Source organism: Pseudoalteromonas sp. 1CM17D (assembly GCF_023161805.1).
Lineage (GTDB): Bacteria > Pseudomonadota > Gammaproteobacteria > Enterobacterales > Alteromonadaceae > Pseudoalteromonas > Pseudoalteromonas atlantica.
In genome coordinates this window covers 13,058-24,154 of sequence record NZ_JALNTP010000006.1, presented here as the reverse complement: position 1 = coordinate 24,154, position 11,097 = coordinate 13,058, and the positions used below count along the sequence as shown (strand labels likewise).

Sequence of the window (11,097 nt, the reverse complement as noted above, 5' to 3'; positions counted from 1 at the left end):
GTTAAAAATGCCTTAAACATGCTTATTTAACGAGCTTTTCTATTTCAGATACAACATCTTGCACAGTGCGAACTTGTTTAAATGCGTCAGGCTCAATTTTCTTACCTGTAATTTCACGTAACTTAACAACTAAATCTACAGCGTCAATACTGTCTAAGTCTAAATCTTCGTACAGGTTAGCTTCTAAAGAGATATCTTCAGCATCTATTTCAAATTCATTTTCTAAAATGCCGTGTAATACATCATAAATTTCAGCAGCGGTTTTCATTATTATTCCTAGTGTGTGTTAATTAAGTACGTGATTGTTCTATAAATTGCGCTAAAGAGTTAACACTCGCAAAATGCGCTTTAGTTTGTTCTGAATTTGCATCAATTTTTACGTCAAATTCTTTTTTGATAGCAAGCCCGAGCTCTAGCGCATCAATGCTATCTAGCCCTAAACCATCTACAAATAAAGGCTCGTCGTCTTTTATATCGGCAGTGGTCATATCTTCAAGATCTAGGCTCGAAATAATCAATTGTTTAATTTGTTGTTTTAATTCACTCATATATAGCTAAGCTCTTTTGTAAAGTATTGTTGTAAGCCTTTCGTAAGCTGGCGGGACTGTATTGCAGGTACGTCGCTTGTATAAATAATATCGCTTTTGAAAGTATGTGGTGCTAGTTGCATAGAAAAATGCGCTTGGTATGGGGCTACTTTGTACCAAGGCGTCCCTTTAGTTAACGTATTAGGTTTCATTTTAATCAATACGGTGGTTATAGGGGCATGACATCTAAGGGCTATATTTGCAGCCCCTCTTTTAAATTTAAGCGAATTATGAGGTACTGAACGTGTTCCCTCAGGAAAAACAATTAAGTTATTCCCTCTTTTTAGTGTTTGCTCGCATTCTTTTAATAATTCTTGCGGGTCTTCATTGCTTATATAACCTGTACTTTTTATCACACCACGCATAAAAGGGTTTTTAAAAAGGTGTGCTTTTACAACGCAATCAACATTTTTAATAACCGATATAAGTACCACAACATCAATAAGTGATGGGTGATTAGCCAAAACAAGCTCGCCTTTCAAATTAGCTAAATGGGCTTTATCTTTAATATGAAAACGGATAGCGCCAGTATAATGCATTAAAGCGACAAAAAATTTAAAGCTATAATGCACTACCGTACGCGCATCTTCTTTTTGCTTTACAGGACAGCGTTGAAATAAACGTTGAACGGGGAATAGTAGTAAGGCTAAAAATAGCCCACCCAAACCAAATACACTAAAACAAAGGCCAGTGGCTATAATGCGCCAAACAAGGCCTATTACTCTTATTATTGTATTAAGCATAGTGTGTTAACAACCAACCATTAGCACTGGCGCTTTGTTTGTTAAACATTGCTTTAGCAAGCTCTAAACTTAAAGGAGTAGTTGTTTGTTCGCTATTGTTAGTGGCTTGTTTAGTTAAACTAAAATGAGCTTCTTTTTCTGTAGCTAAACGTATAACTAACGCAATAGAATGTGTTATTTGTGCCTCATCAACAAATGTTGTGTACGGCTCTGGGAGTGACTCATCTGTATGCACAAGTAATATATGTGGTTGTTTATACTCAACCAACTTTATATATGCTTCAATCAAAGCGCAAGCAAAGCTATCCTTACCCGCTGCGATAGCGTTCATAGGTTGGGTGTTACCGCTAATAATGCTATACATACCAATCGCAGCGTTGTGCACACTTAAACCAAAGCCTGTCGGAGATAGAGGTTGTTTCTCACCAAGCTCTCCTAATAAATTAGCTGTTTTATGGAAATCGCCATGGCGTGATGAAAAAATAACAGGCATGTTTTCATACCCTTTATCATTTGTAACCTGGTGCGCAGTATGTAAAACCATTTTTACAAATGGTGTCATTCTTCTGCGCTGCATTGCAGGTACCCAACTTAATGTAATTGGTGATGAGTCGTACCAATTTTCAGAGGGGCTTTGTCGCTGTTCAGGCTTAATCCATGTAGCGAGTTGTTCAACAACAAATTTCACAAATAAACGTTATTTAGTAAGTAAGGGGGCGAGAATTTTACCGATATTAGCAATAAAAGTAAAATATTCATTAAATAAATGCCAGCACTTACTAACTGTTCAGCGCTGGCTCATATAACCTAAGAAAGCAAAGCAATATCACTTTGTTTTATACACTTAGCTTTATTGCCCACAATATCATCAACGTTAAGCGCGTTTATTAAGGCCTCGCCTTGTGCTTGTTGCTCATCGCTCAGTGGCACATACGGTAATCTAAATACGGGATTTACCGCGCCTGTCATCATCATTGCGGTGTTTATTGCAATCGGGTTTGGCTCGCAGAATAGCCAGTTCATTAAAGGTTGTAATGAGGTATTTAACGCATCATTTTTAGTATCCATTAACTGGCGGAACAACCCTGGTATAAGATTAGATGTGACCGATATAACACCGTGTGCATTGTGCGTGTGACGTGCATCGTGTGCTTCGTCATCGTTACCTGACCAACACGCAATGCCTTGCTGTTCGTAATGGGCAATACGCTCGTTACCACCACATTCTTTTACACCAATTAAATTAGGGTGTTTTGCTAATGGCTCAATAATATCAGGGGTTAAATCTTGCCCTGTGCGCCCTGCTACGTTGTAAATAAACGCAGGGCCAATATCCAGTACACGTTTAAAGTGCTCGTTAACACCAGCAATAGAAGTGCGGCCATAATATGGGTTAATTTGCAGCGCGGCATGCATACCACTTGCAAAGCCATATTTAGTGGCTTTAATAGCTTCGCGGGTATTATTGCTACCCGTATTCCCTACAATCACGAGCTTATCGCCATATTTATTTGCACTGTGCGCGATAAGCATTAAATGCTCTTCCCAGTTCATTAGCTGGCCTTCGCCGGTTGTACCACCAACCACAATGCCATCTACACCCGCTGCAATTTGTATTTCAACGAGTTCATCGTACTTTGCTAAATCTATTTCACCATTCGCTAAGTATGGGGTTTTAATGGCGGTAATTAAGCTTGCTTGTTTAATTTGTTCTAGGGTGCGCATAAAAATTCATTATTTATAAAACTTGCGCTATTTGTAACATACTTGCACGCATTTTTGCAGGCCTAAGCGAATAATAAACGTAAAATGGCTTGTGTTATTTAGTTTGATAATACAAAATACAAACACTGTACATTTAAACAGTATTTGTGTTTTTAACTTTAAGCGAGCCATTATGCGTTTATCTGACTACTTAGCCACTCATTTTTATAACACCGATGAGCTTTGCCATGCTTTAAATATTGATGCCGAGCAACTAGATACATGGCAGCAGCAAAGTATTTTTCCTAAACCAAGTTATTGTATAAAAAGCCAATTAAGTTGCAGCTCGTACTCTGGTTTGTATGAATGTGAAGAGTACGATGACTATTACCCGCGCGGCTGTGTAAATTGGGGGCAAGGGCTAATAAAACAAAAAATTGAATCCTCAAGCAATGCCTTTAATTACTTTGCGCAGCAGTACACGGCAAGCCTGAGTAAACTTGCCCAGCAAGGTTTTATTTTTAATGAAGAATTATTTGGCTGCGAAATAGACGAGCATTTACAGCAAGTGTGGCAACAGTTTTTATGCAGCAAATACGGCGTACTGACACAAAACGGTTTAATTGACGAAATAGTATGTGTGGATATAGGCCGCTTGCTGGTAGACGATATTACTGAATTGCGCACTAAAGGAAGTTTAAATCAACAAGAGCGTACGCAGCTTCACCCCGCGATGAAATTACTCAATAAAGCATTAGGCCACGGCGCCGATCACGAAAAACAACACACATTACGTGCCCGTTACATAGATGCACTTATTTTAAAGTACGATTTATCGATTAAATAAAAGGCGGAGGTTTTAATACGAGGTGGGTATTTAAAAGACTAAGTAACGCAAATGGCGATGTATGTTTACGCCGCCACTGAATTTTACTAATTAACTAATATTAAGAGTGCTTTTTACTAGCCGATGGTGCTGTACACATCAATATTACTGCTTGTTACAAGCCCGGTAACTTGGGTACCAAATGCTTTGTAGTGAGGCTCTTGTTTATGAGCTTCAAAGTGTTCTTGCGACGCCCATTGCTCACTTACAAGGTACTCGGTATTGTCTGAGTCACGTTTAACCGACAACTCATAACGCAAACAACCCACTTCTTGACGTGAATACTTTTGCAGATTTTCGAGCGCAGTTAAAACAACCTCTGCGTCGATATTTTTGCTCGCTATAGTGGCAATTACCGTTAACATACGGAGTCCTTTTAAAAAAATAAAGGTGCAGCTTTGCTACACCTAATGTTGTTTTGCGTATTTTATTACTGATCCCACTGCGGCGCAAAATCAGGCGTTGCTTGGCGGTCGCCACAATCAAGTCCGTCAATACGAGCAATGTCTTCAGCATCTAATTTAACATGGTCATTAAAGTTATCTTCTAAGTTTTTACGCTTAGTTGACGATGGAATAGTGGTCATGCCGTTGGCATTAATCCATGCAATAACTACTTGCGCTGGCGATGCCTCATGCTTATTAGCAATATCAATAATAGTTTGATCTTTAAGTACTTTACCAACTACAAATGGCATATACGCTGTAACGTGAATGTCGTGCTGGGCACAAAAAGCGCGTAGCTTAGTATTGGTTAAATACGGATGCACCTCAACTTGGTTAGTAAATATTTCACGCGAATCAAGTGTTTGCATTGCTTCGTTTAAGTTGGCAATAGTAAAATTAGATACGCCAATATGTTTTGTTAAACCAAGCTGCTTAGCTTTTAAAAGCTCCGTTAGGTACTCACTCATTGGTTCATCATTTGAAGGAGCAGGCCAATGAATAAGCAGTAGATCGACAGAGTCTACTTGTAATTTCTCAAGTGACTTTTCAACGCTGGCAATAAAGTCAGTTTTGTTAAGCTTGTTGTTCCACACTTTGGTGGTTAAAAATATTTCGCTGCGCGGAATGTTACTATCTTTTATGGCTTGGCCTACTTGCTCTTCGTTACCATAAATTTGCGCAGTATCAATGTGACGAAACCCCACTTCTAACGCCATTTTTACTGAATTGTAGGCGGTATCGCCTTCTAAACGGAATGTTCCCATGCCTAAATCTGGCATTTCTATTACACGTTGTGTCATGGCTCTATCCTTATAAAATAATCGGTTAAAAATACAAACTGTTTAAAGTTTTACGAAATACACCTTTTACTTCTTTTGTGTTGTCACCTAAAAATTTATGACCTCAATACAGGTAATGAGGTCATAAATTTAAGTTTCAACCTTAGCAGAATACTTTATGCTTGTTTGACTTCTCGCTTATCAAGCATGCCACTGTAACGAGTTACTACTAATGCTAGAGCACAAATTGCTGCGCCAATCCAAGCGGTATCTTGAAGTGTCATACCCTCTACTACACTGCCACCAATAATTGAGCCCAGTGCGATACCAATATTAAACGCTGCTATGTTTAAGCCCGATGCGACATCTACCGCGTTAGGAGTGTGCTTTTGCGCCTGCTTTACGACATAAAGCTGTAAGCCCGGTACGTTACCAAACGCAAATGCACCCCATACTAAAATAGTCAGTACGGCCGCTACTTTTGACTCCATCGTAAAAGTAAAAGCCAATAAAATAATTGTCAGCGCGCTAAATATAATACTCAGTGCGCTAATTGGGCCGCGTTTATCAGCCAGTTTTCCGCCCCAAATATTACCAATGGCTACCGATACACCGTAAACCAGCATAATTAAACCAATCGCTGAAGGAGCAAAACCTGTTTCTTGCTCTAAAATAGGTGCTAAGTAAGTAAACGCAGTGAACGTGCCGCCGTAACCTAAAATTGTCATTAAATATACGAGTAATAAGCGCGGCTTAACAATAACCTGAAGCTGCTCTTTAAACGTTGCCGGAATAGACTGTTTTAAGTTTTTTGGTACTAAAATAGCGCTGCCAATTAAAGCGATTAAACCCAGTACCGACACCACTAAAAACGTTGCTCGCCAGCCAAAGTGTTGGCCAATCCAAGTGCCTAGTGGCACACCCGTCACTAGCGCTACAGTAAGTCCGGTAAACATAATAGCAATAGCACTGGCTTCTTTATCTTTACTTACTAAGCTTGTGGCAATCATTGAGCCAATTGAGAAAAACACCCCGTGAGCCAAGCCTGTTAAAATACGCGCTAGTATTAGTGTTTCGTAACTAGGCGCTTGCCATGCAAGTAAGTTACCTAAAACAAATAAGCCCATTAAGCTTATTAGTACAATTTTACGGTTCCAACGCCCAGTTAGTGCGGTCAGTACTGGTGCACCAATGGCAACCCCTACTGCATATAAACTAACTAGCAAACCAGCTGAAGGTAGGCTTACGCCTAAATCGTTTGCAATAGTAGGCACTAATCCCACTATTACGAACTCGGTTGTTCCTATTGCAAATGCGCTTAAGGTGAGCGCCCACAAAGCCAATGGCATAATTAAATCCTCATTATTAGTTAAGACTTACAGTTTGACTAAAAATGTGTTTGCAAAAAATAGCATTAGTGACAAAATACTTTTGTAATTAATGCAAAAGTAAGGTGCTCACGTATGGCTCAGCATGCAAAAACCGAAGACTTAGAAATGTTTTTAACGGTAGTAGATAGCGGAAGTTTTTCAGCAGCAGCTAATTTGCTTGATCAGCAAGTAGCAAAAGTGTCGCGGGCCGTGTCTCGCCTTGAAAACACGTTACAATGTACATTACTAAATAGGACCACTCGCCGATTAGAACTAACCGAAGAGGGCCATACCTTTATTAAATATGCTCGCGATGGCTTAAACACTTTACAAACCGGCGAAGAAGCAATAAAGCTTTTAAAACAAGCCCCTAGTGGAAAATTACGTATTGATGCAGCCAGCCCCTTTGTACTACACCAATTAGTACCTTTAATTGCTGAATTTAATAAGCAATACCCCCACATTACGCTTGATATAACCTCCCACGACAGCATTATTGACTTGCTCGAACATAAAACCGACTTAGCAATTCGTATAGGCGAGTTAAAAGACTCCAACCTACATGCAAAAAAGCTCGGCGTAAGTAAATTGCATTTAGTTGCAAGCCCTAGTTACCTTAAACATACACCGACTATTTCGCACACCAGCGACTTAAACCAGCATAAACTCATTGGTTTTACCGACTCGCCCAAACTTAATAACTGGCCGCTAAAATCGCCCACAGCTTTAAATTTTGGCTTAACCGCCAGTAGCGGCGAGACTGTACGCCAGCTATGCTTGGCAAACCAAGGGGTGGCGCTGCTTTCGCACTTTATGATTGGTGGTGATTTAAAATCAGGCAAGCTAATAGAAATACTGCCAGGGAGTATTAGCACGCCAAACAACCGCGAAATTGTGCAAGCGGTGTATTACAAAAACAGTGCTGTATCGTCGCGTATAATGGCCTTTTTAGACTTTATAAAACCACTGCTGAAATTGTAAGTGACGTTTTTATACCAAACGCTTAATTAAGTAATCTATATTGAGGCTGGGAAAACGTGTTGATAGCTAGGCAAAAAATTGGCTATTTCGTTGTTCTCAGCAATTGCTCCTGCATCCTTATAATCGTAAATTAAAATTTTTTAACGCAGGTAGCGACACGTTTAGCCCCGCAATATGATTAAGTATTATTGTGGATTGGTTTTAAGCCCAAGGGCAGTATAACTAACTCCCTAAATAAAAAGGAATAAAATGGACTCGTTAACGCAGGTAGTTTTAGGTAGCGCAGTAGGTTACGCCGTATTAGGTAATAAAATTGGCCGAAAAGCCGCTTTATGGGGTGCTGCTTTAGGTACTTTACCCGACTTAGATGTTTTTATTCCTTATGGCGGGCCAGTGGAGGCATTTACTTATCATCGCGGTTTTAGCCATTCGTTTATTGTGCACTTATTAATTAGTCCCCTTATTGTTTGGCTTATTTTAAAAATACACTCCGGTATGCAAATACATAAAGCCCGCTGGTTTTGGCTGGTATTTTTATGTTTATCGACCCATGCATTACTCGATAGCTTTACAGTATATGGTACGCAATTAATCTGGCCGCTTAGCGAGCACCCTTTTGCTATTTCAAATATATTTATAATCGACCCCCTGTACACCTTGCCGTTATTGTTGGCCTTTCTGTGCACTTTAATACCTAAAATACATACACCGCGCATTTATAAAATTAACGCCGCTATGCTTGTGCTCAGTAGCCTTTATTTATGTAGCTCTCTTATTTTAAAAGTAATAATTAACAATAAAATAGACGCCGCGTTTGCACATAAACACATACACATTAATAACTATGTAAGCACCCCCGCCCCACTTACGACCTTGCTATGGCGAGTTGTAGCGATGTCTGATGGGCAATATTACATAAGTTATGCCTCGGTATTTGACTCCCCTGAAGAGGTTACAATAAACCGCTATAACACAAGCCCCGCTTTGCTAAACGATATTAAAAATGAATGGGGCATAAAACGTTTGCAGTGGTTTACTAAAGGTTTTTATAGCGTGAAAGAGCAGCAAAATAAAATTGTTTTATCTGACTTACGTATGGGCATGGAGTGTTATTACGTATTTAATTTTGCAGTTGGCGAAAAAACTAACAAAGGAGTGCAGGTAAGCAACTTTGAAAAACTAAATCAGCGCTCAAATTTAAGTAGCCTAAGTAAAGTGTGGGGTAGAATTTGGAACCCTGATGTCAGTTTAGCCCCGCCCTATGCAGACAAAAACTGTATGAAAACGCCTTAACACTCTGATTATAATTGCATTCATTAATCTGAGCTGGCGTTAAAATATTTAAGTTTGCTTTCGCTAGCTAAAAAATTTAAGTGAAAACAAAACAAATTAGCAGCTTGAGATAATTTTATTATCCAAAGCTCAGGTTGGTGGTTAATTAATAAGGCGCAGCTAAGTGAGCGTTTCACCTGCGCCTAAGTATTAATTTTGGTGCTCGTATTGTCCGCGGTATACCTCAAACACTTTTAAAACAGTGTGCTGTTCTTTATTTAGATTATCAAACCAATCGTCAAATAGTTCGTCGTTATCTTGCTCACTTAACGCCATATATTGTGCTAATAGCTCAATAATATCGTTGTGTGTACAGTCTATTGGATTAATTTGCTCAGATAAGACTGTGTGATCGCGCTCTCTAAGGGTTTCCATCACCCCTTGGTCTATTTGTTCTTGTTGTGCTGCGTCGCTCATAGCTTACCTCTAAACCGTAAAAATTTTCTTGTTAACACTTTTTATATAGTTATAACAGCCTAAAAACTAATAGCCAGTATTTTTGGTTTAAGTGGTTATTTTTTGAATTGTTTGCGCAATTAGCCAGCAAAAATACCAGTAAATGAGAGTAAAAATCATTTGCACAAATGCCGTAAACGCGATAACCTATAGTTATATTATCACATAACAACTTGAGGCGTATTATGAAACCTAATATCCATCCAGATTACAACGTGGTTGCTTTTCACGATACAGCTGCCGATAGCTACTTCATTATTGGCTCAACCATTAAAACAGACCGCACTATTGAGCTTGAAGGGAAAACGTATCCGTATGTGCCTATTGATGTGTCTAGCGACTCGCACCCATTTTATACTGGTAAGCAAAAAACAGTGGCTAGTGACGGCCGTGTCGCGCAGTTTAACCGTCGCTTTAAAAACTTATCTACTGCCAAAAAAGGTGAGTAATGAAAGTATTAAGCTCGCTTAAAAGCGCTAAGCAACGACCAGGATGTCAAATAGTGAAGCGAAAAGGACGTGTTTTTGTAATATGTAAAGACAATCCTCGTTTTAAAGCAGTACAAGGAATGAAGAAAAAATAACACTAATTCCGTGAAGTGTACGGGTAAACGAACCATGTTTACCCGTATTTTTTATTTAACAACTACAGAAAACTCAGGTTGGGCCTGAATCACTTTTTTAACAGTACACGTATTAACCGCAGCAATAAGTGCTTTTTTATATTTTTGAGGAAAGCCATCTGGTAAATTAATTTCGATAGAAAATAATTTTTTACCTTCTTCATCTACGTTTTCATTATTTTGTGTAAGCGTCATCCCTTGTGTAGAGATATCGCGTTGCTCACAAAATTTACGTGCATAAAACCCAGCACATAGCACCATGCTTACTAAAAAGTAGTCAAACGGTTCTGGGTGTTCGGCACCGCCACCAGCATTAATACTTTGATCGCTTATTACTTCAAGGTCTCCAAATTTTGCACTTTGTTTTTGACCCTCTAACAATGACACTGAAATTTCCATTACTATTCCTTAATTAATCTGCACCCTAGATAAGAGCTTTACTAAAATATTGAAAAATGAGCATTCAAACTTTTTAATCTGCAGCTATACATTTTATTAAAACATCACAAATCTGTGCATCAATAATGCGCTATAGCGAAAAAGTTAGCATATGTAGCGCTGAAATAACTGCTCGACATTAATTTACAAAAAAGCTGAGGTTAATTACCAAACAATAAGTCAAAAAAACCCGGAGGCTCGTGCAACTCATGATACTTCTTGCGTAAATCATCTATATTTTTAAGGGCTGGCTTTGCTGCATCAAGCCCGCGCTCATTCGCTAATTTTTTTGCCAACTTTGCTTGCGCAATAACTTTATCTAGCCCTTGTAGCGACATTTGTGCTTCTTTATGAAAGGTCGCTTTTTTACTGGTTTCAACCAAAGTAATAAACTTATCTATGGCGGTATTAAAGCCACCTATACCTACTGCTTGCACCGCATTTTTATAAGCAAGGCCTGTATTTTTCATATTAACTTCGAGATCAACTTCTTGCTCTGAAATGGCCGCAGTACTAAATACAAAAGTAAAAATTAAAACTAAAAACTTCATGGTAAAACCTATTTATAAAAAACAGTATAAGTGTATCAAGTTTACGTAATAAAGTAACTCAAGGTGCATAGGATGCTAGATAACTGTAAAGGGGCTTTACAAAAATTGTGATACGGCAAGTGTTATAGTGAAAAATTTTCAAATTTAATTTTTATTCTTACTATTTCTCAAAAGTTGACTCATTTAACAAGTTAAATTAAAC

At 38.7% G+C, this 11,097-nt stretch carries 16 protein-coding genes; 5 read left to right on the top strand and 11 right to left on the bottom strand.

The annotated features are described in order from the left end of the window. Positions 1–22 precede the first annotated feature (22 nt). The 5 genes from MSC25_RS11720 to dapA all read right to left on the bottom strand — a co-directional run bounded on the left by MSC25_RS11720 (position 23) and on the right by dapA (position 3,055). Positions 23–268, bottom strand: coding sequence for an acyl carrier protein (locus MSC25_RS11720; protein ID WP_004586477.1), 246 nt, complete (start codon positions 266–268; stop codon positions 23–25). Positions 269–290: 22 nt separating this feature from the next. Continuing rightward, positions 291–548, bottom strand: coding sequence for a phosphopantetheine-binding protein (locus MSC25_RS11715; RefSeq protein WP_004586478.1), 258 nt, complete (start codon positions 546–548; stop codon positions 291–293). Next, a complete protein-coding gene (locus MSC25_RS11710; protein WP_248443506.1) occupies positions 545–1,330 on the bottom strand; it encodes a lysophospholipid acyltransferase family protein in 786 nt (261 codons plus the stop codon). Before MSC25_RS11710 ends, MSC25_RS11715 begins: the two co-directional genes overlap by 4 nt. Then, a complete protein-coding gene (locus MSC25_RS11705) occupies positions 1,323–2,018 on the bottom strand; it encodes a beta-ketoacyl synthase chain length factor (protein ID WP_095206597.1) in 696 nt (231 codons plus the stop codon). The genes MSC25_RS11710 and MSC25_RS11705 overlap by 8 nt, the downstream gene beginning before the upstream one ends. A gap of 119 nt (positions 2,019–2,137) precedes the next feature. Further along, positions 2,138–3,055, bottom strand: coding sequence for a 4-hydroxy-tetrahydrodipicolinate synthase (gene dapA / locus MSC25_RS11700; RefSeq protein WP_029771987.1), 918 nt, complete (start codon positions 3,053–3,055; stop codon positions 2,138–2,140). Positions 3,056–3,227: 172 nt separating this feature from the next. On the opposite strand from dapA, the gene MSC25_RS11695 reads away from it, so the two are divergent. Next, positions 3,228–3,881, top strand: coding sequence for a DUF6058 family natural product biosynthesis protein (locus tag MSC25_RS11695; protein WP_024031799.1), 654 nt, complete (start codon positions 3,228–3,230; stop codon positions 3,879–3,881). A 116-nt stretch (positions 3,882–3,997) separates the two neighbouring features. On the opposite strand, the gene MSC25_RS11690 is transcribed toward MSC25_RS11695, so the two are convergent. The 3 genes from MSC25_RS11690 to MSC25_RS11680 form a co-directional block, all read right to left on the bottom strand. Next, a complete protein-coding gene (locus MSC25_RS11690; protein ID WP_248443503.1) occupies positions 3,998–4,285 on the bottom strand; it encodes a putative quinol monooxygenase in 288 nt (95 codons plus the stop codon). 65 nt (positions 4,286–4,350) lie between these two features. Next, entirely contained in the window at positions 4,351–5,166 is an 816-nt protein-coding gene (gene dkgB, locus MSC25_RS11685; protein WP_004586484.1) for a 2,5-didehydrogluconate reductase DkgB, read from the bottom strand. A 155-nt stretch (positions 5,167–5,321) separates the two neighbouring features. Further along, positions 5,322–6,494: an MFS transporter gene (locus MSC25_RS11680; RefSeq protein WP_248443501.1), complete on the bottom strand. Its 1,173-nt coding sequence runs from the start codon at positions 6,492–6,494 to the stop codon at positions 5,322–5,324. Positions 6,495–6,608: 114 nt separating this feature from the next. Here MSC25_RS11680 and MSC25_RS11675 point away from each other — a divergent pair, with 114 nt between their 5' ends. Together MSC25_RS11675 and MSC25_RS11670 are read left to right on the top strand one after the other, a co-directional pair. After that, positions 6,609–7,496, top strand: a complete 888-nt coding sequence (locus tag MSC25_RS11675) for a LysR family transcriptional regulator (protein ID WP_248443500.1) — start codon at positions 6,609–6,611, stop codon at positions 7,494–7,496. A 249-nt stretch (positions 7,497–7,745) separates the two neighbouring features. After that, positions 7,746–8,789 carry a metal-dependent hydrolase gene (locus MSC25_RS11670; protein WP_248443499.1) on the top strand — a complete coding sequence of 348 codons (1,044 nt, stop codon included), beginning with the start codon at positions 7,746–7,748 and terminating at the stop codon, positions 8,787–8,789. 189 nt (positions 8,790–8,978) lie between these two features. Here the strand turns inward: MSC25_RS11670 and MSC25_RS11665 are convergent, their stop codons facing one another. Then, positions 8,979–9,245, bottom strand: coding sequence for a hypothetical protein (locus MSC25_RS11665; RefSeq protein ID WP_024031803.1), 267 nt, complete (start codon positions 9,243–9,245; stop codon positions 8,979–8,981). Positions 9,246–9,469: 224 nt separating this feature from the next. Here MSC25_RS11665 and MSC25_RS11660 point away from each other — a divergent pair, with 224 nt between their 5' ends. Together MSC25_RS11660 and ykgO are read left to right on the top strand one after the other, a co-directional pair. After that, a complete protein-coding gene (locus MSC25_RS11660; RefSeq protein WP_004586488.1) occupies positions 9,470–9,733 on the top strand; it encodes a type B 50S ribosomal protein L31 in 264 nt (87 codons plus the stop codon). Continuing rightward, on the top strand, positions 9,733–9,867 hold the full coding sequence (ykgO, locus tag MSC25_RS11655; RefSeq protein ID WP_004586489.1) for a type B 50S ribosomal protein L36: 135 nt from the start codon (positions 9,733–9,735) through the stop codon (positions 9,865–9,867). Before MSC25_RS11660 ends, ykgO begins: the two co-directional genes overlap by 1 nt. 51 nt (positions 9,868–9,918) lie before the next feature. Here the strand turns inward: ykgO and MSC25_RS11650 are convergent, their stop codons facing one another. Together MSC25_RS11650 and MSC25_RS11645 are read right to left on the bottom strand one after the other, a co-directional pair. Then, a complete protein-coding gene (locus MSC25_RS11650) occupies positions 9,919–10,305 on the bottom strand; it encodes an OsmC family protein (RefSeq protein WP_004586490.1) in 387 nt (128 codons plus the stop codon). A gap of 200 nt (positions 10,306–10,505) precedes the next feature. After that, on the bottom strand, positions 10,506–10,895 hold the full coding sequence (locus MSC25_RS11645; RefSeq protein WP_024031804.1) for a cytochrome b562: 390 nt from the start codon (positions 10,893–10,895) through the stop codon (positions 10,506–10,508). Between the last annotated feature and the right edge of the window lie 202 nt (positions 10,896–11,097).

What these genes read in the sequence shown, in the direction of transcription:
- MSC25_RS11720 (WP_004586477.1), bottom strand. Translation starts at nt 268, where the DNA reads ATGAAAACCGCTGCTGAAATTTATGATGTATTACACGGCATTTTAGAA.
- MSC25_RS11715 (WP_004586478.1), bottom strand. Translation starts at nt 548, where the DNA reads ATGAGTGAATTAAAACAACAAATTAAACAATTGATTATTTCGAGCCTA.
- MSC25_RS11710 (WP_248443506.1), bottom strand. Translation starts at nt 1,330, where the DNA reads ATGCTTAATACAATAATAAGAGTAATAGGCCTTGTTTGGCGCATTATA.
- dapA (WP_029771987.1), bottom strand. Translation starts at nt 3,055, where the DNA reads ATGCGCACCCTAGAACAAATTAAACAAGCAAGCTTAATTACCGCCATT.
- MSC25_RS11695 (WP_024031799.1), top strand. Translation starts at nt 3,228, where the DNA reads ATGCGTTTATCTGACTACTTAGCCACTCATTTTTATAACACCGATGAG.
- MSC25_RS11690 (WP_248443503.1), bottom strand. Translation starts at nt 4,285, where the DNA reads ATGTTAACGGTAATTGCCACTATAGCGAGCAAAAATATCGACGCAGAG.
- dkgB (WP_004586484.1), bottom strand. Translation starts at nt 5,166, where the DNA reads ATGACACAACGTGTAATAGAAATGCCAGATTTAGGCATGGGAACATTC.
- MSC25_RS11680 (WP_248443501.1), bottom strand. Translation starts at nt 6,494, where the DNA reads ATGCCATTGGCTTTGTGGGCGCTCACCTTAAGCGCATTTGCAATAGGA.
- MSC25_RS11675 (WP_248443500.1), top strand. Translation starts at nt 6,609, where the DNA reads ATGGCTCAGCATGCAAAAACCGAAGACTTAGAAATGTTTTTAACGGTA.
- MSC25_RS11670 (WP_248443499.1), top strand. Translation starts at nt 7,746, where the DNA reads ATGGACTCGTTAACGCAGGTAGTTTTAGGTAGCGCAGTAGGTTACGCC.
- MSC25_RS11665 (WP_024031803.1), bottom strand. Translation starts at nt 9,245, where the DNA reads ATGAGCGACGCAGCACAACAAGAACAAATAGACCAAGGGGTGATGGAA.
- MSC25_RS11660 (WP_004586488.1), top strand. Translation starts at nt 9,470, where the DNA reads ATGAAACCTAATATCCATCCAGATTACAACGTGGTTGCTTTTCACGAT.
- ykgO (WP_004586489.1), top strand. Translation starts at nt 9,733, where the DNA reads ATGAAAGTATTAAGCTCGCTTAAAAGCGCTAAGCAACGACCAGGATGT.
- MSC25_RS11650 (WP_004586490.1), bottom strand. Translation starts at nt 10,305, where the DNA reads ATGGAAATTTCAGTGTCATTGTTAGAGGGTCAAAAACAAAGTGCAAAA.
- MSC25_RS11645 (WP_024031804.1), bottom strand. Translation starts at nt 10,895, where the DNA reads ATGAAGTTTTTAGTTTTAATTTTTACTTTTGTATTTAGTACTGCGGCC.